The 15,563-nt window shown below is 50.5% G+C and carries 15 protein-coding genes; all 15 read right to left on the bottom strand.

Going from position 1 to position 15,563, the window contains the following annotated elements; translation table 11 throughout:
• Positions 1 to 57: 57 nt before the first annotated feature.
• The 15 genes from ACQKDS_RS03430 to ACQKDS_RS03360 all read right to left on the bottom strand — a co-directional run bounded on the left by ACQKDS_RS03430 (position 58) and on the right by ACQKDS_RS03360 (position 15,478).
• Positions 58 to 2,952 (bottom strand): hypothetical protein, encoded by a 2,895-nt coding sequence (locus ACQKDS_RS03430; RefSeq protein WP_399665824.1) that lies wholly within the window; start codon positions 2,950 to 2,952, stop codon positions 58 to 60.
• On the bottom strand, positions 2,945 to 5,581 hold the full coding sequence (locus ACQKDS_RS03425) for a hypothetical protein (RefSeq protein WP_399665821.1): 2,637 nt from the start codon (positions 5,579 to 5,581) through the stop codon (positions 2,945 to 2,947). The genes ACQKDS_RS03430 and ACQKDS_RS03425 overlap by 8 nt, the downstream gene beginning before the upstream one ends.
• A 47-nt stretch (positions 5,582 to 5,628) precedes the next feature.
• Complete coding sequence (locus ACQKDS_RS03420; RefSeq protein ID WP_399665818.1) at positions 5,629 to 6,048, bottom strand: hypothetical protein; 420 nt, start codon at positions 6,046 to 6,048, stop codon at positions 5,629 to 5,631.
• The gene (locus tag ACQKDS_RS03415) at positions 6,045 to 6,467 is read right to left on the bottom strand and encodes a GPW/gp25 family protein (protein ID WP_399665815.1); all 423 of its coding nucleotides are present in this window, start codon (positions 6,465 to 6,467) and stop codon (positions 6,045 to 6,047) included. The genes ACQKDS_RS03420 and ACQKDS_RS03415 overlap by 4 nt, the downstream gene beginning before the upstream one ends.
• 21 nt (positions 6,468 to 6,488) lie before the next feature.
• Entirely contained in the window at positions 6,489 to 8,084 is a 1,596-nt protein-coding gene (locus ACQKDS_RS03410; RefSeq protein ID WP_399665812.1) for a phage baseplate assembly protein V, read from the bottom strand.
• The gene (locus ACQKDS_RS03405; protein ID WP_399665809.1) at positions 8,077 to 8,769 is read right to left on the bottom strand and encodes a hypothetical protein; all 693 of its coding nucleotides are present in this window, start codon (positions 8,767 to 8,769) and stop codon (positions 8,077 to 8,079) included. The genes ACQKDS_RS03410 and ACQKDS_RS03405 overlap by 8 nt, the downstream gene beginning before the upstream one ends.
• A complete protein-coding gene (locus ACQKDS_RS03400; protein ID WP_399665806.1) occupies positions 8,766 to 8,933 on the bottom strand; it encodes a DUF5908 family protein in 168 nt (55 codons plus the stop codon). Before ACQKDS_RS03400 ends, ACQKDS_RS03405 begins: the two co-directional genes overlap by 4 nt.
• Positions 8,930 to 9,382 (bottom strand): phage tail protein, encoded by a 453-nt coding sequence (locus tag ACQKDS_RS03395; RefSeq protein WP_399665804.1) that lies wholly within the window; start codon positions 9,380 to 9,382, stop codon positions 8,930 to 8,932. The genes ACQKDS_RS03400 and ACQKDS_RS03395 overlap by 4 nt, the downstream gene beginning before the upstream one ends.
• On the bottom strand, positions 9,379 to 10,650 hold the full coding sequence (locus ACQKDS_RS03390; protein ID WP_399665802.1) for a phage tail sheath family protein: 1,272 nt from the start codon (positions 10,648 to 10,650) through the stop codon (positions 9,379 to 9,381). Before ACQKDS_RS03390 ends, ACQKDS_RS03395 begins: the two co-directional genes overlap by 4 nt.
• A 41-nt stretch (positions 10,651 to 10,691) precedes the next feature.
• A complete protein-coding gene (locus ACQKDS_RS03385; protein ID WP_399665799.1) occupies positions 10,692 to 12,107 on the bottom strand; it encodes a phage tail sheath family protein in 1,416 nt (471 codons plus the stop codon).
• A gap of 19 nt (positions 12,108 to 12,126) precedes the next feature.
• Positions 12,127 to 13,188, bottom strand: a complete 1,062-nt coding sequence (locus ACQKDS_RS03380) for a phage tail sheath family protein (RefSeq protein WP_399665796.1) — start codon at positions 13,186 to 13,188, stop codon at positions 12,127 to 12,129.
• 18 nt (positions 13,189 to 13,206) lie between these two features.
• Positions 13,207 to 13,656, bottom strand: a complete 450-nt coding sequence (locus tag ACQKDS_RS03375; protein ID WP_399665794.1) for a phage tail protein — start codon at positions 13,654 to 13,656, stop codon at positions 13,207 to 13,209.
• Positions 13,657 to 13,831: 175 nt separating this feature from the next.
• Complete coding sequence (locus ACQKDS_RS03370) at positions 13,832 to 14,257, bottom strand: lysozyme (RefSeq protein WP_399665791.1); 426 nt, start codon at positions 14,255 to 14,257, stop codon at positions 13,832 to 13,834.
• A 306-nt stretch (positions 14,258 to 14,563) separates the two neighbouring features.
• On the bottom strand, positions 14,564 to 14,929 hold the full coding sequence (locus tag ACQKDS_RS03365; RefSeq protein WP_399665788.1) for a hypothetical protein: 366 nt from the start codon (positions 14,927 to 14,929) through the stop codon (positions 14,564 to 14,566).
• A 240-nt stretch (positions 14,930 to 15,169) separates the two neighbouring features.
• A complete protein-coding gene (locus tag ACQKDS_RS03360; protein WP_399665785.1) occupies positions 15,170 to 15,478 on the bottom strand; it encodes a phage holin family protein in 309 nt (102 codons plus the stop codon).
• Positions 15,479 to 15,563: the final 85 nt, after the last annotated feature.

Genomic DNA, 15,563 nt, shown 5'->3' with positions numbered 1-15,563 from the left:
TCGTGGCAATCAATCTCCATTACTTAAAATATAAATGAGAAACAAGGTCAAAAATACTTAACTATCCGATGGAGCATCCTGCGGGACATAAAGCAGCTCTTCACTGAGAATAATATCGGAATGCCATTCGCTGCCGTCACTGCCGACAACCTGAGTGCGCTGCGCGTCAGTGGCAACACGCATCAAGCCAATGTCCAACTGCGTGACCGGCAGGTGGCCTAAGGTCAGCATCTGCATAATGGCAAAGGCATCATCGCCCAGCGGCGTGCCGCTGTTTTGCCAGCGCTTATAGGTGGCACCAAAGTTTTTAAACGCCGCGTCATCCAACCAGTGGTTAATCAGCGATACGTGAGCCGGGAACTTCGCCATGATGGTTTCCTGCATCCAGGCAATCAGCTTATCGGGAACAATATTTTTGTGCTCAATTAAGCGGCGGTTATGCACGGCACTGACCACAAATGAAAACCGGTCGGTAGTGGCATAGTTGGCATGACCGAAATTCCACTGATAGCGAAAGCTTTCCTCTGCGGTCGGAAAATCGTCTGCGCTATCGACAGCCTTTTCGATAAGCAGGGTACCCGTGACCGGATCGATGGCCTTAATCGTCGCCTCAAGCTGCCAGTCAGCCTCTGCCACAGGCCGATGCGCTTTGCTGTCATCTGACCTGGAAAACTGAAGGCCGCTAAAACGGATCACAATGATGTCACCGACGCTGACCATACTGGGGTACGGAGTTTGCGCATTACTTGCCAGCAGTCGCTGCTGTGGGTTGGCAGGCTGCTGTGCATCGGAGGCATAATTGAGCCGATAGTTCATATCTTGCAGCCAGACGTTGCTGTTCTGCCAGCGTAAATTGCCCGCCTTCCAGGCACTCTGGAGACGTGCCAGATTGTTTTTCAATTGCTGGCTGTTCGCGGTGCTCACACTAAAACTTTCCCCGTCGGTGGCCGTCACCAGCAGCCGGCTAATACGCCCCCGGTTCTCCCCCTCAATCACAATAAGATCGATGAGTTGCCCTTGGGCAATCTTGCCCGCTATCCCTGCTTGAGTGAGGGTTAACAGAGGCTCCGCCACGGAAAAATCCGTTAGCGTTTGCTCGCTATTAAAATCACTGTCCGGTGTCTGCGGCAGCAGTTGACGATGTTCAATCAGATAAAACGGCAACTGGCTGAGATCCGGATTATCGGCAAAGCAGGTGCTATCTAAACCGATGCGGGCAGCAATGCGCTTTTGCAGTGCCGAGACCTTGTCAATACGGATATTGACCCGGTCATAGCCAAGATCGGGCTGCTGTGCCAAATACGCACGCTGAGTAGCAAGAAAGTCAGACATATCCAGCGTCAGCGGCAAAGCCGCGCGATGCGTACCAAAATATCCCAGCAGATAGTCTAGAAAATTCAGTTCACGGGTGAAATTGGCCTGATTTAGCGCACGGCCATTATCGGTGAAGATCGCCGCATCCCGTTGCTGAAAATCAGTCAGCGTATCGGCATAGGATTGATGGACATCCTGTTGCACCGAGGTATTGGCATAGGGCCAGCGGGTGCCGCGAATAGCATTGCCGCGCTGTTTAAATGCCAGCAATTCCGGCAACAGCGCCAGCTCCGCGCTACCGTCAGCCAGCAACTGGTCGGCAGAGAGCAAGAACTGATGCAGCGCGCGGATCGAATCACCAATCTCTGAATCCGGCTCTTGTAGCGAATAGCATTCAGGCAGGCGCTGGCCAACGGGGGTATAGGTGTCCAGATTACGCAAGCGCCCGGCGGGTAGCACCGTCGCTTGCGTCTTGATCAGTTCTGGCACCGTCAGGTAATCCGCCATGCCCAATTCGGTTGGTCGGCTATAAATACCGCCTTTGGCAATAAAAGTTAACGGGCTATCATCACCGGCCAACAGCGCCAGCGGAGTGTCCCCCCACAGCTGTGGAAAATACCCGCTGGTAACCTGCCATGACCAGCTATCTTCCGCAATCGCCGTGACGTGCTCAGGCAACGGGTCGACAGATAGTTGACCCAGGCTGGCCACTCCGGGGATAGCCAACAGCTGATTGACCAATGGGCTGAGGTTAAGGGTTATCCCTTCCGGGGAAATCCGTGATGGTGTCGTCTGCTGCCAGCCATGCTGCAACCGTGGCCCTTCGAAGATAACCTCGTCGGCATCACCGAGCGCACGTCGCTGTTCGGTGGTATAACGCACGGCCGTTGGCCGCAGGAACGCTTCAGTCACCTGATAAATTTGTGCCGCAACCTGATTGATATCACCGACGTTTTCTGCCAGTTCAACCGTGATACGCGGGCTAAACGTAACCGATTCCAGCCAGGTAATCCGCGAGATGCTTTCGCCAAGATTACGGTGCGCCACCAGAAAATCGTCCAGAGACTGCTCCACGAGTGCCCGATCCTCTGCCGACAACGACTGGGTAAAGCGGGTCGGAATCACCGATAACCAGAGATTCCCGCGCAGCGTTATTTTCTTCTTGTTCTTTGAATCGGTGGGATCACTGAAGCTGTACTCTCGCAGTTCCGCGTTATACCACCAGTGGAAACGATTCCCTTCAGGCTCTTTGATCAGACGAACATCGCTGAACAAAAAATCCTGTTCCGTACTGGCAAGCTTAATGTCGCTGCTGTGCAAGTCGAGTAATGCGCGACGGTAATCTTCCGCCGTTACCGTATTACAAGTGAGCACGCGATCGGGCCCGAACTCTTGCGGAAATAGCGTCTCCTCTCCTGCGCGCGTGAGCAAATCATTCAACGGTAGCGACGCACGATAACTGAGGTCAGAACAATTCCAGGTAGCGGACTGTAACAAGGTGACGCCAGGATCGTGCTCACCGGTATCCGTCCAAACATCCCCACTGAGTGTTTTTACCTGTTCGGTGACTTGTTGCCAGAGGGTTTCAAACGCAATGGCGTCCTTCACCATCGGGAACAAGGCGTTTTCTTTAGACATATGCTTCTCCTGTCGAGAGGGAGGTGTTTGAGTGCAAAATAAGGACTTCGTTGTCTTTGGCGATGATGGTCTGCTGCGTTTCCTCACCCTTGCTGCGACTCAGCGTCAGCGAGACCACGCGTTTAACCACTGTTGACTGTTGTAGCGTGGCGAGCAGTTGGTAATAGTCCACCTGATTTCCCGGTGTAACGGCCAGCCGTCGATCGTCCCCCCACGGCATATATTGTTGCCGTAATTGTATTTCCAGTTGACGATAACCATAGTCAGAGTGAATACCCGGCATAAAAATAACCTGATAGCACGCCGTCACGTCGACGTAGGTCGGGTTAGCCAGCTTCGGTTCGGCCCACAGGGACGTGTACTGGCTCAGCCACTGCGCCATCATCACCAGACGGCCGTCACTCAGCACCGGGCGCAACGTATCATCGTTATCGCAATAACGGCTGTCAGGAATCACCATCAGCGTCTGGGCGTCGAGCGCCGGAATATGGTTCAGTTTCTCCACATCGGGAAAGCGCACATCAAAAATTTGTGGATACTGGTCCATCAACAAACTGCGCATATTGCCCCAGGTGATAGCACGCTGTCGGTGGGCGATTCGCGTGGTTGCACGTTGTAACATCGCCTTTTCTGTTTCCCGTACGCGCCCCCCTGTAGAGGGTAAAGGCTGGCTAATGTGACTAATGGCATCAACCGGAGAAACGAGTTGGCTGATGGTGTCGGCAGGCAATGGCAGGGTAAAATGTTGATCATCAACTTGCGCACTATTATTCAGGGTGGCAGTCATTGCATTGGCCATAACCCCCTGTAATTTAGGCATATCATCGGCTGAGAATGTGGCGCCAACCTTCGGTATCGCTTTTATCCAGTAATAGTCCGATACCAGCCCCTCGCCCCCCGACTGAATATCATCCGGTAACGTCGCCCGCCACGGGTTACTGACGGATAATCCCGCGGTGTCGTCTTGAACGACGGCGTCTAACGATGCCCACTGGTTCTGCTGGTTGTAATACTGCCAGGAGAGTTCAAGTGCGGATGAAGCGCGGAGCGACCAGTAAACAGACAGCGTATCTTGCGCGGCAACGCCGCTGAACCCCAGATATAATGCCTGTTGGTTAGCTTCTTCCTCAGGTGACGTCTCCGCAACAGGCAGGGACAAACGCTGCTGAAAACGCGTGTCAATCCGACTCACCTGAGGCGTCCACGGCGCATTTTTACCGGCAGGATTTCTCTGCCAATCGGCATGGAAAAAGTCCGTTCCGCTTAGCACCACACTGACGGTAACGTCCGCATCCGCAGACAACGTGCTATCCGCAGGGAGTATGGCGTGAAGTGGTACCATCTGCGGCGCACCGTCACCGCAAAACAGCGTCTGTTCCTCACCCAAGGGGTAGCACCCTTTCGGCGTGGTGAGATAAAACTGCACCTTAAACGCACCATTTTCTGCTGGCGGTGCAGGATAATCTGCATACCAGCGGGCAAAATTCTCCTGTGGCAGAGAGCACCATTGAGGCTCAATGGTCAACTCCCCCCCTGCCCGCAACATTGAGGTAGGTAACTTAAGCTCAAACGCATGACCGGAATGCGGCGACAGGCCAAATGGATAGCTGAAAGCGTCCAGATGTCCGTGCCCGCCTTGTGCTCGGTAGCCCATCTCCTGACAGTTATGGATCGCGACGTTTAACGTGGCAGGCCACGCTACGCGCTGCCCGACAGGAAACTGTAATGCCAGTGAGGCATCGCTTCCCGCCGCACGGGGCGCTTTGCTATCCGACAACGCCTCAGCAGGCAGACGGTAAAGGTGCTGATGCGGGCTGAGCCTGTCGGCACGGAGCACCTGATGTTGACCGTCGTCCAGCCAGACCATCTCCGGCATCGCAGCCGAACCTGCATCCTCTAGTGCCCAGGTGACCGTTACCGTTCTCTCCCCCTTCAACGCCGTCAGTGGCGTGTCGAGGCGGGTTTGCACTGACCAGGGCGTTTCATTTTGCGTTTCGGCGAACAGCCGAACCCCTCCATCCGGCAATGCGATATCGTTATCGGTATCCAGCGCCGTACAAAATTGCCACGCAGCTTCTGCGTTTTTCCGGGTCCAGCACAGTTGCTTCAGCTCCTGCCCGGTTACCAGCAGGCTGTCGTCAGTCTGGTAGGTCAGGTTGTTGCCCGCGCTATCCAGCCCGGCATCCAGCAGGCTACCGCCGGGCAACCGATAAGGCGCGGTATTTTTCTGTAGCGTAAAATTCACCGCAACGCTATCCGGCTGATTATCCCGTGGGGAAAAACCCAATAACTCGCGATAGTAAAGCGAACGATGACGTGCTGGCAGCGTATTGAGTAAGGCCTTTGGCGTCTCAAGAAGCTGGAGCAATGCCAGTAAAAAAGCCTGCTGTACCGGCAGTTTTTTAGCGGCTAATGCAGGATTGTGATAAATGTTGCTCAGTGTGGCTAGCGTGCAATTTTCCATCCAGAAGGACGCCCAGAAAGCATCAGTATGGCCCGCAAACGGTACGCGTTGGGTGTATTCCGCCACGTTAGTGAGCAGATCGTTCACCGTTCGCGAGTCGAGTAAAAACTCGTTTTCTGTCAACGCACTGGCCAATTTTTGTTGCAGTTGTTCCAGGTCAGACATGATGTAACCCATTCATTATTTGATGATAAAAAGAGGTGCTTGGGGAGTTATCCCGCCGTGACAAACGACTGGCTGTTGATCAACTTCCCAGAGCCGGGAGCCGGGGCCGGATTCGGATCCGGCCCAAGCTGCGGATCCGACGCTGGCGAGCCCGGCGTAAAGAGCGCGGTGAATTGGCTGCCGACCACAATCACTGGGGTCCTGGTTGTGGCAAACTCAGCCTGCTGATCGGCTGCCAACGCGGTAATCGTGATTGTCCCCGTCCCCTTAACTTGATGTGTCGGAGTGGTATACGTCGCTGAAATAGAAACCTTTTTTTCATCACCCAGAATACAGATTTTCTTATTCAGGATGTTGGCCTCGCCCGTACCACGAATCAGACAAGGTTCGGTTGGCGTAACCGTATTAATGCCAAACAGGGTTTCAAATTTCAGCGAGTCACCGTCTGTCATCACCAGATTGCTCATAATAATCTCAGCGTTTGTCCGTCATTAATATCCAGCGTCCCCTCTATCGTTTCAGTCATATCACTGCCAGAAAGATAAACGGAAATTTGTACTTGCAGACGACTGGCCTCATTCTTCGCCGGCTGAATAATCACCTCTTTAAGTACCGCACGCGGTTCATTGCGCAGAATGCTTTCTTCAATTCGATTGTGAATATTCGCCAGCAGTTCATCAGAAATATTCTCAAAGATAAAATCATGCATCCCGCCGCCCCAGGTTTCACGCATAATTCGCTCACCCGGCTCCGTCATAAATAATACGCGAAGACTCTGTAATACCGCATTAATACCCGCGGTCATCTGGACGCCATCATTTGGTGAAAGCTGTGGCGGAAATGACCAGCACTGCCCCAGCGTCGTGGTTAACTTATCGTCATTCATTTCTGCCTCGTTATTTAAACGTTATTTTTTCATGTTGATATTGGCACTGGTTATTTCCACCTGCTTCTTACCGGTAATCGATACGTTATTTTCAGCCTGTTGAATAAGCGTATCGACATTACATTTGAGCGTTTTTGGCGTATCAAAGGTAATATCGCCCTCACCGGTTAATGTGACCGTATTTTTATCGGCAGAGAGCACCAGTGTTTTCTTATCGGTATCTATCAGCAGCGCTTCCTGCTTACCGTCTTTATCTACCACCAGCCCCTTGCGATTATTTTTTTCATGCGGTGGAAACGGCGCGGTGTTTTTTGGATTGTGCATTGCACCTAGAATTATCGGATAACGCGGATCGCTTTCTATGAATCCCACGACCACCTCATCACCGGGTTCAGGATAAAAACAAAATCCACTCGCTTTACTGGCCCAGGGTTTACTCAGGCGCGCAAGAAGAGTGGCATCAGGCAGACCCAGCGCGGGCAGATGAATAGCAATACGATCCTGATGCTTTGGATCGGCCTTAAATTTGGCCACCGTGGCAATATGCAACGATTGAACTGGCGGGATAGTCTCCAGAATAGGTGTCGCCATCCCGACCACTAATTCACTGCGCCAGCCCTGTTCAATATCGAACTGCTGATTCACCCCTGTCAGTATTGCCGTGCCATCTAATCCCGCGCCGAATCGGCTCAGTTTGATGCTTTCTCCCAGTTTAAAGTCACGCGTCCCCGATAACAGAATGCTGCCCTGCAATCCCGTCATCTGTTGATGGCTCAACCAGGATTTCGAGAGGGATTGTAATGTCGTTTCAGGCATATCGCTGAACGCCAGGGCATAATCTTGCTGCCAGGACGCCGCTTGCTTAACCTCGGGTTCAGGTTTCCAGGGGCGAAAGCTTTTTGCCTGGCTTTTTTGCTCAGAAGTGAGCTTTTGGTCGGCAATATCCCACCCTTGTAGCGACAGGCTATCCAGCGTAAACCGGTTATCAAAGTTCAGGTTAACGTCATACAGACTATAGCCATAATTCTCACCGTCGCATTCAAGCGTCTGCGAAACCGTGGCAGGCTCGGCCAGCGGACTTATCACGACGCTATTACTGGCCGCATCGGGCAGTAGCCAGCAGTTGGTGGATAACAGTCGGTTGCGAATAAACCGCCAGTCGCAGAGACGAAACTGGACCATTTGCTCATGCTTACTACTCAACTCTTTGGCCGCTTTCTGGGTCACCTTTACCCCAGCCTGCTGGAATAACCCCTTCAGTATGGTGCCGTCATTCTGATCGAGAAAAACCCGGCTACGCGGCAAAAATGTCAATTTTTGCAATACATGGCGCGCCTCCAGGCGTACTGACCAGTACTTTCCTTTCAACTGCATTTTTTTTTGCGCAAGATGGCCGTTAAACAGCGGTTTTCCATCCAGAGAGATAGCAACGGTGGCCCCCAAAGTGAAACGACTCACTTCCTGTTTAACGGCGCCATCCGTGGCGCCGTTATTATCCGTGGGTACGCGCAGTTCTATCCGCGCGGTCGGGATTTCATTAATCTGTTGTTGTACGCGTAGCCAGCGGATCCCCAGTGAGCACGCCTGCCCGGCAATTTTCAGGGTGAGGTTATTCATGCATTCCCCCCTTCAATGCTTGCAGACTGTCCCCGGCCTGGAAGTCATCCAGATTATCCATATCGTTATCCCACGCTAACGACAGGTAATCGACGCTGCTGACGAGTGTACCCGCAGCTCCAATGGCTAAAAGCGGTAACGAAGCCATATCGGTAACGCTGACTAATGCACGCGAAGGCGCATTTTTATCTTTGAATGACTGCTGAATAATAAAACTTTCATCCGCAACCAGGCTCAGGCGAGCCGTCGCCCGCAACGGCGTAGCATCACGATCGAACAGCGTATAGCTGACCGATAAATCACTGGCCCGGCCAGCAAACCAGCCTTTATTTTCCCAGCGCATTTTTCCCCAGGTAATGCGCAAGAAGTAGGGCGATTCGGTGGCTGAATCCACCGCACAGAGTGTTTTTAACATCGCCAACTGGGTTTCAACCGGGGTGGTATTCCCTGGCATCTGGCTATCGAACAGCAGACTGAGATTGAGTCCGACCGGTTCAGAAATAATATAACGGTTACTTTGGGATACCTTGTTAATGGTGTCTTCTGTTTTAAAACGCGTCTGATAATCCAGTTGGATACTTTCCGGGTTATACATCACGCTCATACCACCCGCCGGGATTTTTCCTTCACGATCTTTCCAGGCTTTAATGGTTAACTTCGCTAAACCACGCTCTAGTAAACTCACAGGCTCCCCCTTTCAAGCAGGTGTTCAAGCACCTCCTGCTTAATCTTTTCTACCCAACGTTGCTCATCCAGATCGGCATACCCCGTGGATGGCAAGGGCAATATCGGTTGCGAAGACTCTGTCACTTCAGCCTGAATGATCAGCTCTCGGATTTCGACCGTCATAATTTCACCCCTAACATGCGCATATCCTGATAACGCAGCTCTAACGTATTGATCAACACGGTATTACTGCTGGCATCCAAATCCCCCATCTGCCACCGAACCGGCAGCGCATGGCTTAGCGTCCAGGTTGTCACGGGTAGTGAAGATTCGTTCAGCAACATGATCACCACGTTCGCCCATTGTGTACTTTCCCGACGTAGCACGCGGTCAAACTGCCACGTCAGGAATGACGCATTCATCACGCCACGTTCCAGTACCAAGCTACCGTGGTTAACCTTTTCGGCCAGCCAGATATTGCGGGCGTTTTCACCGCCCTCGCGGTGCTGGCTTACATCTAACGTGCGGGACAGGCCAGACACGCGCTGGAACGCAATATCAAACGGGTTGGGAATGTTGTTAAATAAAAAATGCACGATAAAACGATGGGAAACCGCCGGTGTACTCATCATCGTTGACCTCCGGGTTGTACGGTTGCTGAGCCATCACGCAGATTCAGCATCAGATTGATATCAATAAACTCTGCCGGAGCCAGCAGAGCCAACTGAACCCGAAGGATAATTTTACCGCTGCGAATATCGTCCTCAGACATGGTTTCATTCAATCCAATGCTGAGCGCAAAGGCCTCTTCCTCCACCGTGCCTAAAAAGGCACCGGCCAGCCATTGTTGACGCAGCCAGGTCCAGACCTGGCCTTTTAATTTCATCCAGGTCTGCGCATTATTCGGTTCAAACAGATAAGAGCGTGCCAGTTTGCTTAAGTAATGTTCCACGCTATTGACCAGTAAACGCGTCTGGATATAACGCCAGGGCGAAGCCTCATCATTGAGCAAAGTGCGACATCCCCACAGACGAACGCCTTTCCCGACAAAACTGCGGATCAGGTTGCAATAGACCCCTTTTTCATTCAGTAACGCCTTAGAGGTCAGGATGTTTTGAGTCGGCCGAACGGTTTTTGCCAACGGAATATTGGCCGGTGCTTTCCAAACCCCCTTTTCATTGGCATTGCACTGGATGGCGGCAGCCACAGCAGGGAGCGGAGACAACAAACGGTACGCTGCTGTTGTCTGCTCCTCATCCACGTAACTGGTTTGTAATCGGGGCCACCAGGCGGCCCCATGCTGACAAAGGTCAGTCGAAAAAGACTGCTGCGTCAGTGCAATAGCGTCTTCCGATGCCTCGGGTAATTCCAGCAGCGCAAAGCGCTGCTGGCTCTGACGACACAGCGTCAGTAAAGCTTCCCATCCCTGATACCAAAGCAAAGCCGCATCAAACTCAGCTTCATCTTCCCCACTCCTTTGCTTGAGGGAGGAAGAAGACATGTCATTTAACTCGCTCATCTCCGGTACCAACAACAGGCCGGATTGGTTATCCGCTAAAAGGATTTCCATCATTCGCGTAGACTGTAATTCGTTAATCAGTGACTTCAGACGATCGGTAGATTCTCCCTCCCATGGCCCGAGAGAGAGTACGTAGCAGTGCTGCCCGCCGTTCTCAAAAAAGTGGCGCAGGGAATAAGCCAGCGTCCCGCGCTGTCCAAAGTGGCTGCGAGCCTGCGTCAGCGATCCCACGCTGATTGGCTGCAACGCCGCTACAGGCGCAGCAACAGCCTCATCGGGGAGGGCGTAACCAATAAACAGTGGCATCGTCACCGGATCATCGTTCGACGCTTGCGTTAACAGAGTTTCATTATGGGAAACTCCGGGAAGAATCATCGCCATTGCATTATCCTTATAAGGGGTCTGTAAAGGGCTTACGCCGCTTACTGAGCCATATCCTGAGTGAATTGAAGGATGATGAATTCTGCCGGACGAACTGCCGCCATCCCCACCTGGATAATCATTTTCCCTTGATTAATATCATCTTGCGTCATGGTGATACCTTTACCGATACGCACCGAATACGCCTCTTCCGCTTTATTTCCAGCCAGCCCACCCCGCTGCCACAGGCTGTATAGGTAGTTTTCAATCGCCGCCTGCACCCGTTTCCAGGTTGGTTGGCTATTCGGTTCAAAGACCATTGGACGCAGGGCTTTTTTGATGTCCCGCTGCGCCATATCAAACAAACGACGAACCGGGATATAACGCCAGTTATCATCATCTTGCAACGTTCTGGCCCCCCATACGACAAGACCACGATCGCTGAAATCACGAATGACGTTGATCCCGACCTGATTCATTGTCGCCTGCTGATCATTCGTTACCCGGACGCTGACATCGCTGATACCGTTGAGAACCACATTCGCGGGTGCTTTCCACACGCCGCGCTCACGGTCTGTTTTGCAATACACCCCGGCCATAATCGGCGACGGCGGGATCAACAGCTGAGCAGGACGTTTGGAGTCGAGTTGCTGGGTGATGTCTTTCGCCAAACTCGCGTTAACCGCACGCAGATCGATCAGCGTGGCAACTTTCGTACCCGCCTCATCGACATACCCAATGACAGCGACACGTTCGTCGTCAAGCTTGGTGACGTGTGACACACTCACCAGCTCTGGGTAATACACCGCAACATGAGCAGAACTGCTTAATCCAGTCGGTTTGTCACCTTTGCTGCTGTCTGCCAGTAAGAAGTAACCTTTATTCTGATCCAACGAGGCGAGTAACGCGCCATACACCGCGGTGCGGTAAGCTTCATCCGTTTCCGGGCAGGCGAGCAGCGTAATCTCACCCACTTCGTCGATTAGCCCCGGTAACGCATTCAGCTGAGCGGCATCATCGTGTTTTTCCAGGGGATAGAGGTAGCAAGGACCACCACCATTCTGGAAATAGAGCTGGATGGCCAGTGAAGCAGTTGGGGGTAAAACCTCAACACTGTCAATGGTATAGGTATATTCTTGTTTTGCCTCAGCGGCCGCGTCCTGGGTCTGTTTTTTCACCCCATCAGACAGCTCAGACTCAGCGGCAAGGCGCGATTTAGTTTCTGGATCTGGGTCCGGCGTCGGCTCAACAGGGGTTGACGTCAGCGTCGCTTTTGCTGAAAAAGCGGTGGTCGCATCAAACAGGGTTGAATAGTCCAGCCAACTGCTGATTCGGGTGATAACCCCCTTTTGCTCAGCCTTGAGTGGGGTAAAGTGGGCAACAAATAACGGCACCGCCGTCGCCCCCTGACTGACTGAGATTGCCGGAGAGGCATCTTCCTCAATATACACGCCAGGTACAGATGTGACTGTAGGCATACTATTTTCCTTCAGTGAATTACTGTGCAATATCCTGGCTGAACTGCAGGATAATAAATTCGGCCGGACGTACGGCGGCAAGGCCAATTTTGATGATCATCTGACCCTGATTAATTTGTTCCTGGGTCATGGTGATATCTTTACCGACCTGAACAAACCACGCCTCGCTCGGGGAATTGCCCGCTAACGCGCCCTGTTGCCACAGAGAATGTAGATAACTGTCTACAGCCGCTTTAACACGTTGCCAGGTCGGCTGGCTATTGGGTTCAAATACCAGTTTGTTCAACGACTTCTGGATATCCCGTTCAACTGAGTTAAACAGTCGACGTACCGGGATATAACGCCAGTTATCACTGTCTTCCAGGGTTCGTGTGCCCCATACGACAGTGCCAGTGCCCGTAAACGTACGGATCATATTCAGGGCCTTACCCTGATTAAATCGCCCTTGAAAATCATCACTGACCGGATATTTTGGCGTGACACCATTAATCACTTGGTTCGCAGGGGCTTTCCAGACACCACGAGTCCGATCGGTTTGTGCGATAGCCGCGGCAGCAATAGCACTTGGCGGAACATCTTCACCTGAGGTCAATGACCCCCATGGGTAATACACTGCGCCATAAGGAGAAGTGGGATAATCTTTCATTACCTCATCCACCTTATCGGCGGCATTGATTTGCTGTAGAGGGCCGTCAAAAAGGCCAAAAATGCGGTAACCTTTATTGACTACGGCGTTAAACGCGTCATAGGGGGGGGTGGTGGTACCAGCCGAGACAATCAACGTAATATCATCATATTGTGCCACCGCCTCTTCGATATTCGCCTCGTTAACCAAATAACATTTACCGCCGCCGTGCATAAACCATAACTTGATGCTGGCATAAAAGTTATCTGCCGTCGGTGAAACGTACGCGGCAGTAAAGTCGCTCCAGCTGTGGTAAACCTGAATATCTTTACCTACTGCACGGCTAGTACTGTTGTAAGCGAAAACAGGCACGGCCGTTGCCGCACTGTTTACTGAAAAACTCGACACCGCATCTTCACTCAGATAAACGCCGGGATAACTGGTTGTTACACTCATGGCAACATGTCCTCTTGATTAGGCAGTTTGAATAGTCACGCGATCGGCCATTAGGGTAACTTGCTGTACTGCGATTTCGTTGCTGGTGGCATCAAATGAAGGGGAGGTCAATGACGTCGGGAAAGCGTTGGTAATATTCCAGCTAACCAAAACTTCCGTGCCAGCTTCATTAGTCAGGCTGATCATAATGTCTTTCTTTTCAACCTGATTGAGTTGAATAGAATTAATCCATTCATACATTGCATTTTTCCCCGGAAATACCCCTTTACTCAGCGTAATGTTAGGCACCTGTCGCTGGCCGGGCATTTTGTACCAATTGCCAGTACCGTCACGGTATTCAATGGTATCGAAATTAATATCTAGACCGGAGGCGCTGGTAAAAGGCACCTGCTCGTCGCCCAGGGTTACAATAAAGCGATAGGTAGGAATGGGGTACTGCACTGCAATTTCATCTGTGGTAACTGCCATGATATCAGCCCTTACTGTTAAGTTAATTATAAATGGAATAACGTAGTCACGTTATTTTCGTACAAAGATAAACAAATTAATAAACATTCAATTATCTATAAAAAAGTACGCTACCGCCCCTGGCTTTCGCCAGTACCTTTAAGAAAGTTAAATATTATTTCATCTGTCTATCTTATTATTTTAAGAAAAGTGCCTGTTCGGCCTCTCTTCTTTTAATCAGTCCGGCAGTTGCTACCCCGCCAACATGAACCCAACGCAGGAACTCCTGCGCACAGCCGTCATAATCATCAGCATTGATTTTTTTGAGCAATGTTGATTTAGAAAAATGCCCTACGCCGACATTGAAAACAAAAGATACTAGGGCATCGAATTGATTTTGAGTGAGTGGCACACTTACCCGTTGGTTCACAGCGTGCTCACTTTCAACAATGTCCAGCTGTAAAAATTTGTCGGCCTCTTCCTGAATAATAATATCTCCAGGCCGAACACCTTGGGTATGCCCGTAACCAATGGTCCAGACGTTAGCCGAGCATTGATAAGCATGAAGCCTCAGCCCTTCAAACTTTTTAATTAAATCCGTACCATTAGCACCAATATTCATAGGGTATATTTCCTTGCAATTATTAGCATTAAATACCCTCTTATTATTACGTTGTTTACTGCCACCTACCTAATTGCTTTAAAATTTTCTCATGATATTATTACCTTACAATTTACCTCCTCGGCGCTGCTTTCTCTAAAGGGATTGAGTTAAGCAGATACAATAATTTAGCAATGACGTTTATTGCGGTATTACATTTATCCAAAACCAAATGAAGCCTAGCTACATAATCTGGATAGTCCCCCTGTCCACACATTAAAATCCGCGTTCAGACAGGGTGTAAGCAAATCAGGTGATACCAAAATTTCAAGACCGGGAGGCGCGGCTAATCGCCTCTCGCTGCCTGCTGATAACATCAGCAGACACAGACTCACGGACACCATGATTCTTTGCCAAAGCATTGCCAATCTTGTTACGGACGGCATGATTTTTTTCCTCCAGTTGTTGCTGTGTTTTTTGCTGTTCTGAAAGTGCCGAGGTCAACGTGGCAGCCTGAGCTTTAACCTGCAGCAGACGCCCCATAAGCTGTTCTGTTTGCATTATCAGCCGCATATTCTGTTGACGAAGGTGAGTCAGGTGGCGATGTTGTACACGTAACCACTGCGTACCGACTATCAACCCTAAAACAAACAAAAAAAACACTGAACCGCGAAAAATAGTCACCATGCTCATACCGTCCTCTCATTTTTGGTTAGATCTATGGTCGAATATAATAAAGCGCACTTAGCGTAGTTTATAAACTCATCCCGGAGAAAAATTCATGACGTATAATTTTCTCCTAACCTAAACGCTGATAAAAGCTAAAACAAGCTCATCATTGAAATGACCCTGGCTGATTTCTATTTTATTATTATTTTTTCTATAATCCATTCAATAAAAATAAACGTGTATTTTGATATCGTTAATGCTGCATTATTTCACCATACTTCTAGCCAGTACTTTATTGACAATGACATCTATCGCACCACTTCCCATCGCGCCAAACAGACCAGAAATAGCACAGGTCATATAGATACTACTGCCCATTTCGAAGCTCATTAACCCACCTAAAATACCGGTAAATCCCGAAACAACCATTTGAAAAAAAACGCCAACCCACCGCCACTCTCCCTTATTATTTTTAACATCCATGATATATCTAACTACACCGCCCCACGTGGACACTAATCCAATTAGCATCCACGTTATTAACTGTGCATCGTTAGGATCTTTAAATGTCAATTCCTCCTCCTACTCTACGTTGAAAAACCTGCACTCAATTAGTCTGTACATAGTTTGTCAATAAAGATCCCTAGTGTAAAATATT

It is taken from the genome of Serratia sp. NPDC078593, from assembly GCF_050268245.1.
GTDB lineage: Bacteria > Pseudomonadota > Gammaproteobacteria > Enterobacterales > Enterobacteriaceae > JBNNGK01.
The sequence above is the reverse complement of the archived record's forward strand: the minus strand, read 5'-3'. Positions and strand labels throughout refer to the sequence as shown.